We start from the raw sequence: 7524 nt of genomic DNA on the forward strand, positions 1-7524 counted from the left end.
TTATGACGCAAATTATAAAAGTACGTTTGTTTAAAAAAGTATAAAATGTACTTGTTTTTTACCTCAGTTCTTTGTTACCTGCTCGCTTTATTCATTTGTTTCAATCTGTCAATTGCGTTTTGGTTTTCAGGATTTAATTCCAAAGACTTTTTGTAATTGGAAATAGCATTTTTAAAATCCTTATTATAATAGTAAGCTTCTGCTAAACTATCATATAAATTCGCTGATTCTGGGTAAAGATGTAAAGCCAATAAAAAGACATTATATCCTTGCTCTTTCTTTGCGGGATTAAAAGACAACCACAATCCTAAAGTGTTTAACATTCCTTCTTGAAGCTCAAGATTTGGATGCTCGGCAATTGTTTTCTTATACAGTGGGATTAAATCTTGATAGTCTTGTTCAAGTGCTAAATCATTGAAGTATTGATGGTTAAAGTCTTTTTCAATAGCTTTTTTCGTTTTTTTAGAAATCAAACTATCGGAAAATCCGTTTGCAACAGGTTTGTTTTCGATGAAATCAATCGCCTTTTTCTCATTTTTTAATGTTGCATTTAAGAACTGCAAAGTATGCTGACAAAGCAAATTATAGGAAGCCATTATTTTATCATCACTTTTGTCTTGCCTTTTATCTCTGTTAGCGAATAAGACACCAAAGGAACTAAAAAAAGAATGCGTTAGGTCGTGAAATCTATATCTGTAAATGTTGCTATACTCCAAAGAATCGTATAATTGAAATTTGTAGTTCAAATCTTCAGGTATTTTGTCTGAGGTTAGAATTTCTTTCGGAATCTCTTTTTGAGCAAAATGGATATATGGAATGGAAAACTTATCTAAATTAAAATAAGGTGACTTTTCCAAAACAGCATAATTGTATCTTTCTGTTCCATCCAAACTTACAATGGCACTTATTTCTTCGTGTTTCATAATCGTTATAGCATTCGCCAATCCACCAAAACTGAATCCCATTAATGCCACTTTTTCCGAATCGATATGATCGTAGTTGTGAATTTCTTTTAGAAGGAATTCTACATCTCTAGATTGTGTTTCCATATCTTTTGTAGTTCCGCCTTCTAACCACCGTGTATCTGTTCCTCTTGAAGGACTTGATATTATTACGAAACCGTTACTTGCTAAATATTCAAATAACGCAAAATTTTCAATTGACGAAGCTTGGTAACTTGGTGCATAAACTACAACTGGAAATTTTCCGTCCAAAAAAGTTGTATTTGAAAAAGCATCAACTTTTTCTGAAAGATGAGCTTTATTTTCTGGCGTGTTCCATAAATACGGAAACCAATCCAACAGAAAGTAATTTGGTAAATTTTTCCATTCTTCCTCTTCTTTTAAAATCTCTAAATAGTTTAAAACTGCTAATTGCTCAGAATTACTATCCTTTATTTTGGCAGGATACCAAATACTTATAGGGATTGGTCTTTTGATGAGTTGGTTGCTAAACTCATTATGAATTCTATAAGTTCTGGTGCTATCGTTAACTGTATAATGTTTAAAGCCTACTTTATATTTTCCTGCTTTAAGTCCAATTTCTTTCAAGGATGTCTGTCCGTAAGATACTGTTGATAGTAATAACACTGTAATAAATATTATCAATCTCATTTCTTTTGAATTAGTGTCCATATTAAAGTTGTCCTATTTTAAGAATTGTTACAGTGCTTTTTTCAGCTTGCCGCTAACGGTAAGGTATAAGAATAGTAGCGGATATTATGCACTTACTTTTCGGTTTAGCACAGACCTTAAATATATAAAAAAACCATAGGCGAAGAACTAAGTCCGCTATGGCTTATATAGAATGTTGTAAGCCGTTATTTTTCCACTTTTCTTTCCTCTATGACTTCTTTCAATGCCGAAGTTCCGTTCAGAGCAGAAGGAAATCCTGCATAGACCGACATTAAAATCATAATTTCGGACAGTTCTTCTTCGGTCACTCCCACATTCAAAGCAGCGTTGAGATGTACTTTTAATTGCGGTCTTGTATTTCCCATTGCAGTTAAAGCCGCAACAACTGCAATTTCTTTTGTTCGGTTGTCCAAAGTGGTTTCTCGGCTGTAAACATCTCCAAAAGGATATTCGATTGTATATTTTGCCAAATCTGGCGAAACATCTTTTAAGCTTTCGATTACTTTTTCTCCTGCTTCTCCGTCAATCTCTTTTAGTTTTTTCCAACCTCTTTCAAATCGTTCCGTTTTTGTATTGTCCATTTTTGTTTGATTTTTTGTTTGCCCGTATCCACTTGCGGTAATTAATAAAGTGAATATTAAAATTGATAAATATTTCATTTTGTTTTTAGGCAAAAATAAAGGTCGAAAGAAGTTCGTTTGCAGGACTTTTTCCAGATTTTCAGGTACTTTTAAATTCGGTGGGAGAAAGTTTTGTTTTCTGTTTGAATATTCTTGAAAAATAAGAGCTGTCCTCAAACCCTAATCGAAATGCGATTTCCTTTACCGATAAATCCGTGAAATAAAGCAATCGTTTGGCTTCCGTTATTTTCTTTTCCAAAATGATTGTTTTAGGGCTTTGTCCATAATTTTCCTTACAGATTTCGTTGAGTTTATCAACGGTCAAATTTAATTTTGAAGCATATTCTTTTATCGAAAGATTTTCGCAAATATTGTCTAACACCAATTTTGAAAATTTTAAAGTGGTTTTTGATTTAACTTCCTTGTTTTTAGGGTTTTCATTTGATAATCTTTTTAGTTGAAGTAACAAGTATGAAATTCCCTGAACGATTGTTTTTTCGCTCAATTTGTCATTTTTATTGAATTCTTCGATAAGATTTTTAAATAGTGGTTTTAGAAATTTTGTATTTCTGTCGGATAAATCAAAAAATACTTTGTTAACAAAGTCGGTTGTTTCCCTTAAAAGATGTTTGTCAAAAATGATAATATATCCATTCGAGTTTTTTGAATGGGACCAATTATGAACCTGTTTGGGTCGCATCAGGAAAAGTCTGTTATGCTTGATTTTATATTCCTCAAAGTCGATTACATTGATTCCCGTGCTTTTAGTGAACCAAACGAGTGAATAAAAATCGTGTCTATGTGGCCATTCAACATCTGGGTCTTCCGTTCCCTCAAAAGTTCCAATGTAGAAAAACTTTTCTTTTGGATTGGATATTATAATGTCCGATATGGAATATTCTTTTAGCAGGATGTTGATTTTAATTGCTTACAACGTATTTGTGTATGATTTTTTGCGGGAAAAGGACGCGAGTCGTTTTCCGTTGTTGCGGAAAGATAATTAATAAGATTGAATTTCCGCTGAGGAAATTCAGCCGAAATTAATTATACACCTTGTTGGTATTAGTTTTATATTTCAATTCCAAGTTTCTTTTCAATTTGTTCAATATTCCATTTTCGCAATTGAAATTCCTCCTTGTCAACTATCTGTGCTTTTGTTTGGTTATGAGAAACATTTATAAATGACTCATAACAGATTGAAAGACTGTTGTTTTTTTCTAATTCATTTTCGTTCCACAAAACGATTAAGTACTTTTCACCAATTTTGAAATTTTCAGTTGAATGATTACAATTTATACCAGAATTACCATTTTCAATAAACAATTCATTTAATTCAGTTGATTTCTTATAATCTTTTCTGATTTTAACAAAAATTCCTATTTCAGTTTTTTTCGAAACTTCAACCAATAAAGTATGATTCATTAGTTTACTCATTGTTTGAAATCCAGCAAATTTCCCATTCAAACCTTTTATTTTTGGACATGAACATGCAAAAAGACCGATTGAAAATAATGCTAATACAATTGTTGTGAATTCTTTCTTTTTCATTTTTTTAAATTAATGCCAACGGTCTTGTATATGAAAAGTTGCGTGTTTGTACGCGAGGATTTTCCGCAGGAAAATAAGAAGTTAACAAACGAGCAACTAACATTGTTTAAGCACAACACCAGCAATTTTTTATATACGGTGTTGGCACCAGTTTTTTAATTTTTATTTGTCATTTCGTTCGGGTCAAAACCGTACATAAATTTATTCAGTTGTCCATTCGAACTTTCCAGTCCGACAATGTCCATTAATTCCTCAAAATATGTACAAACTCTTTCTCGGTCTTCAGTGTCTAATTCCATATAAACATCCGCAAACCTTGAAAGTCCGATTTTAATTTTCTCTTGATATTTTTTATCAGTCGGATTTTTAGATTCCGCTACGCTTTTAAAGTCAGACGCAACACTATTAATTTTTTCTGTAAAAATCGGTCGCATTTTTTCGTCAGCGATTCCAGGATAGTAATTTTCCGCTACGAATTTTTTCTTTGCAATAAATTCCGCAAATTTTTCATTCACATTTTCAGGTGTTTTCATTTCAGTCGCATTTTGTCCGCAAGCAGATAAAGTCAAAAACAGAACTAATAGTTTAATGTATTTCGTCATTTCTCAAATTGGTGCCAACGACGGTTGGGCTATGAGCAGTTGGGAATTTTACGCCCTAACTTTTCGGTTTAGCATCGACCTTTATTTATGTTTATATTTTCGTTTTATCACTTCCTCCCCAATTGTTTATAGCCATTGTTGTAGGGCGTTTTTTTATTTCTTTTACGATTCGATAAATAATATATCCAATCATAATTAGATTAATAATTTGCCAAATATTAAAACCAATGTAATTCATTTTTTGCCAAAAGGTCATACTCTCTAAACTCCAATATTCGCCTTTGCTCTCATCATAGAAATCATCATAATCCATTAATAACAAAGCGAGAACTAAATATATAGCCAAGTCGACAATAATTATTCCCACTGTGATTAGAATGTTTTTTATGGTCAAATATCTTTTCATTCTATCCGTCTCAAACTGAAAAGTCGGTTACTTTATTATTATCAAATTTAATTGTCAGCCGTCCAGTATTAATTCCACGCTTTGAATAACCTAGATAATAACCAAATTCATTTTCTCTTTTCGAGTCTGGTTCCCCTAATAATTTTAAAAGTTCGCTCTTTGACATTCCTTTTAGGTCATAGTTATTTCTTAAACTGTTCATCATATCCCATCTTAGCGACCATTCAGTTTCAGATTCCGTCCAGTTTTTCCACTTTTCGGAGTCAAACTTTTCGTGTGTAATTCTCCCTTTAAGTACAAAAACAATTAGAATTATTAGTCCAATCGTTAAAATTCCATATTTAATCTTTTTGTACATGCTTCGTTTTTTCAAATGCCCTATAACAGTCTCGGCTATGAGTAGTTGCATGGTTTAGCGGTTAACTTTGTATGTACACACCAAGCTGAAAACCTTCAAAGGTTTTTGTAAGTAAGCAAGAACAAACAATTACTTATAACCATTGTTATAGGCAGATATTTTATTTAAAATTCAGATATAAGAATAAAATTATTGAAGCAGATTGAAATGACTTCTTATTTACAGGTGATATAATCATTCCAGTTTTTTCAGTTCCTTTTAAAAGTTCTCCCTCATCTGTCCATTTTATATATGTTCCAGAACCATTATCCATTGTTCCATTTTTATCAATCTTTATAAGGTTTTGTCCATCTTTGTCTTGTAGAACATTATGTTCTGTAATTTTTGCGAATAATTTTCCTTCTTTGTCCTTTAATGTTCCATCTCTATTAATTTTTCCAATATCTTCACCATTGATTTTAATTATCCCGGTTTCACTTACAGCAATTCCAGTTTTTCCATTTTCGTCTTTAATTTCAAATTTCGAAAATTCAAGTCTATCAGTTTTCGTCCCACAAGAAGCTATAATTACTGATATAAATAAGAAATAAAATAATTTTTTCATTTTTGATTTTTTAAAAGTTTCCTTACTCTTTAGGATTTTCAGTTACTCCCCAGTTTAAATAGTATTCTGGTCTCTATTTGCCTACGGTTCGTATAACCGTCAGTTACGGATTAAAGTACGCAAATTTTTCGGTTTAGCACTGGCGTTAGCAATTCCGAGTGGATTTAGCCTGCCCTGAGCGAAGTCGAAGGGTAGTCGAATCCGTTGTAATTGCAGTTAAAAATTGTTGGTGTATGTTATTTATTAACTATAATGACATTAGGGCCATATGAGTGAATTGATATTTTTTTATTATGTGTAGTAAAAGTGATTTTTGCTAAATGATATTCTTCATTTTCTTCTGGTAGAATGCTAATAGTATCTAAAAAAACGTTTGTATTAATTATTAACTCTTTATCAATTGATTTCAGTACTTTTTGAAAACTAGATCTTAAATTAGTGTTGGGGCTTTCAAAAAAAGCGATTGTTTTTTCTTCTTTTTCTGTTGCATCATGAATAAAAGACGCAATAATTCCTTTAAACCTTAATAAAGCCATTTCTGGATTGTCTTCTATATTTGAACCGATATATTTATAGTAATCTTTTATGGTGTTATCAGCAAATTCAGGAACGATGATAAATGAATCAAATTCTCTAGACATAATAGTATATAAAATAGATGAATAATTACAAACAGCTTAAGCTGATGTGAGACATGGTGTTTTTATCTAATATAACCCTGTTGGTTTTGGTTTCTCTTACCGTTACATTGTTAAATTTATCTAGAGCACTTATAATTTGACGACATTCAGGATAGCATTTACTTCTAGCATTGTCATTAATTATAATGGCTAGTACACTAAAACTGTCAACTTGGGTAATCGATCTTCTTCGACCACGTATATTGTATTCATAATAATATCCTGGAATATTATTTTTTTTATCATAAATTATACGAACATCATGTCCGGCATGTTTAAAAACAAGGTTTGTTACATAAAAGGTTTGACGATACCATCCTGTATTTTTACCATTTTTAACAGAATAATTAAGATCAAAAGTGTGTTTTAATAAAGCTTCTTTAACCTGTTTTTCAAGGGAGTTTGTTGCTTTAGATAGAATAACAGCGCAATCGTTGCTTAAGGTACTTGAGTTTGTATTCTTTAAACTTTTTTTACTCAAATTAGGTTTTAGTTTTAAAGAATGCATGATTTCATAAGCTGATTGAAACAAATCTTTGGATTTACAAGTGAAAGTAACCTCAAGTATTTTTTCGTCTAAATAGGTAAAAAACTTTAAAAAATAAACCTTATCAAGATTTCCTTTAATATAGCCTATTTTGTTACCATTGATTACTGATACACCATCATCATCAATATCAATAAACTTGTCTTTGTAAGTTTTAACATAAGCCGATTTATAAGAATCTATAGAGCGCTGTGTTTTCTTGTTCCATAAACCAATTGTCAAGTTATTTAAACCAGGGCTGTCTTTAAATTGTAAGTAAACCTCAAATGTACTGTTTTGCTCTAATTTTTTAGAGTTTAATTTAAAATTAGAAGGAATTTTGAGTTCAACCTTATCATTAATCAGAGATTTTGTTTCTAAATCTATACTTGTAGTAAATGATGTAAAAATTATCGCTAAAAAAACGGTGATGCTAATTCTAAAGAGCTTATTTGTATATGTCATTTGAATTAAATGTTAGGCAACGGTCTGTTTTAAATGAAGTTACGTTCTGTAATTGTTTTCTTTGTGTGCTTAGTCATAAAA

At 31.1% G+C, this 7524-nt stretch carries 10 protein-coding genes; all 10 read right to left on the reverse strand.

Going from position 1 to position 7524, the window contains the following annotated elements; all coding sequences use genetic code 11:
- Positions 1-74: 74 nt before the first annotated feature.
- The 10 genes from ACN0WY_RS14685 to ACN0WY_RS14730 all read right to left on the reverse strand — a co-directional run bounded on the left by ACN0WY_RS14685 (position 75) and on the right by ACN0WY_RS14730 (position 7443).
- Entirely contained in the window at positions 75-1613 is a 1539-nt protein-coding gene (locus ACN0WY_RS14685) for a prolyl oligopeptidase family serine peptidase (protein WP_417800843.1), read from the reverse strand.
- 206 nt (positions 1614-1819) lie between these two features.
- A complete protein-coding gene (locus ACN0WY_RS14690; protein WP_417800844.1) occupies positions 1820-2293 on the reverse strand; it encodes a carboxymuconolactone decarboxylase family protein in 474 nt (157 codons plus the stop codon).
- Positions 2294-2354: 61 nt separating this feature from the next.
- A complete protein-coding gene (locus ACN0WY_RS14695; RefSeq protein WP_417800872.1) occupies positions 2355-3179 on the reverse strand; it encodes an AraC family transcriptional regulator in 825 nt (274 codons plus the stop codon).
- A gap of 143 nt (positions 3180-3322) precedes the next feature.
- Positions 3323-3802 (reverse strand): hypothetical protein, encoded by a 480-nt coding sequence (locus tag ACN0WY_RS14700; RefSeq protein WP_417800845.1) that lies wholly within the window; start codon positions 3800-3802, stop codon positions 3323-3325.
- 155 nt (positions 3803-3957) lie between these two features.
- Positions 3958-4335 carry a DUF4844 domain-containing protein gene (locus ACN0WY_RS14705; RefSeq protein ID WP_417800846.1) on the reverse strand — a complete coding sequence of 126 codons (378 nt, stop codon included), beginning with the start codon at positions 4333-4335 and terminating at the stop codon, positions 3958-3960.
- A 160-nt stretch (positions 4336-4495) separates the two neighbouring features.
- On the reverse strand, positions 4496-4810 hold the full coding sequence (locus tag ACN0WY_RS14710) for a hypothetical protein (protein ID WP_417800847.1): 315 nt from the start codon (positions 4808-4810) through the stop codon (positions 4496-4498).
- A gap of 10 nt (positions 4811-4820) precedes the next feature.
- Positions 4821-5168, reverse strand: coding sequence for a hypothetical protein (locus tag ACN0WY_RS14715; protein WP_417800848.1), 348 nt, complete (start codon positions 5166-5168; stop codon positions 4821-4823).
- A gap of 160 nt (positions 5169-5328) precedes the next feature.
- A complete protein-coding gene (locus ACN0WY_RS14720) occupies positions 5329-5772 on the reverse strand; it encodes a hypothetical protein (protein WP_330487303.1) in 444 nt (147 codons plus the stop codon).
- 236 nt (positions 5773-6008) lie between these two features.
- On the reverse strand, positions 6009-6413 hold the full coding sequence (locus tag ACN0WY_RS14725; protein ID WP_417800849.1) for a hypothetical protein: 405 nt from the start codon (positions 6411-6413) through the stop codon (positions 6009-6011).
- A gap of 25 nt (positions 6414-6438) precedes the next feature.
- Positions 6439-7443 carry a hypothetical protein gene (locus ACN0WY_RS14730; RefSeq protein WP_417800850.1) on the reverse strand — a complete coding sequence of 335 codons (1005 nt, stop codon included), beginning with the start codon at positions 7441-7443 and terminating at the stop codon, positions 6439-6441.
- Positions 7444-7524: the final 81 nt, after the last annotated feature.

Origin of the sequence: Tenacibaculum sp., assembly GCF_048269885.1 — a bacterium.
Lineage (GTDB): Bacteria > Bacteroidota > Bacteroidia > Flavobacteriales > Flavobacteriaceae > Polaribacter.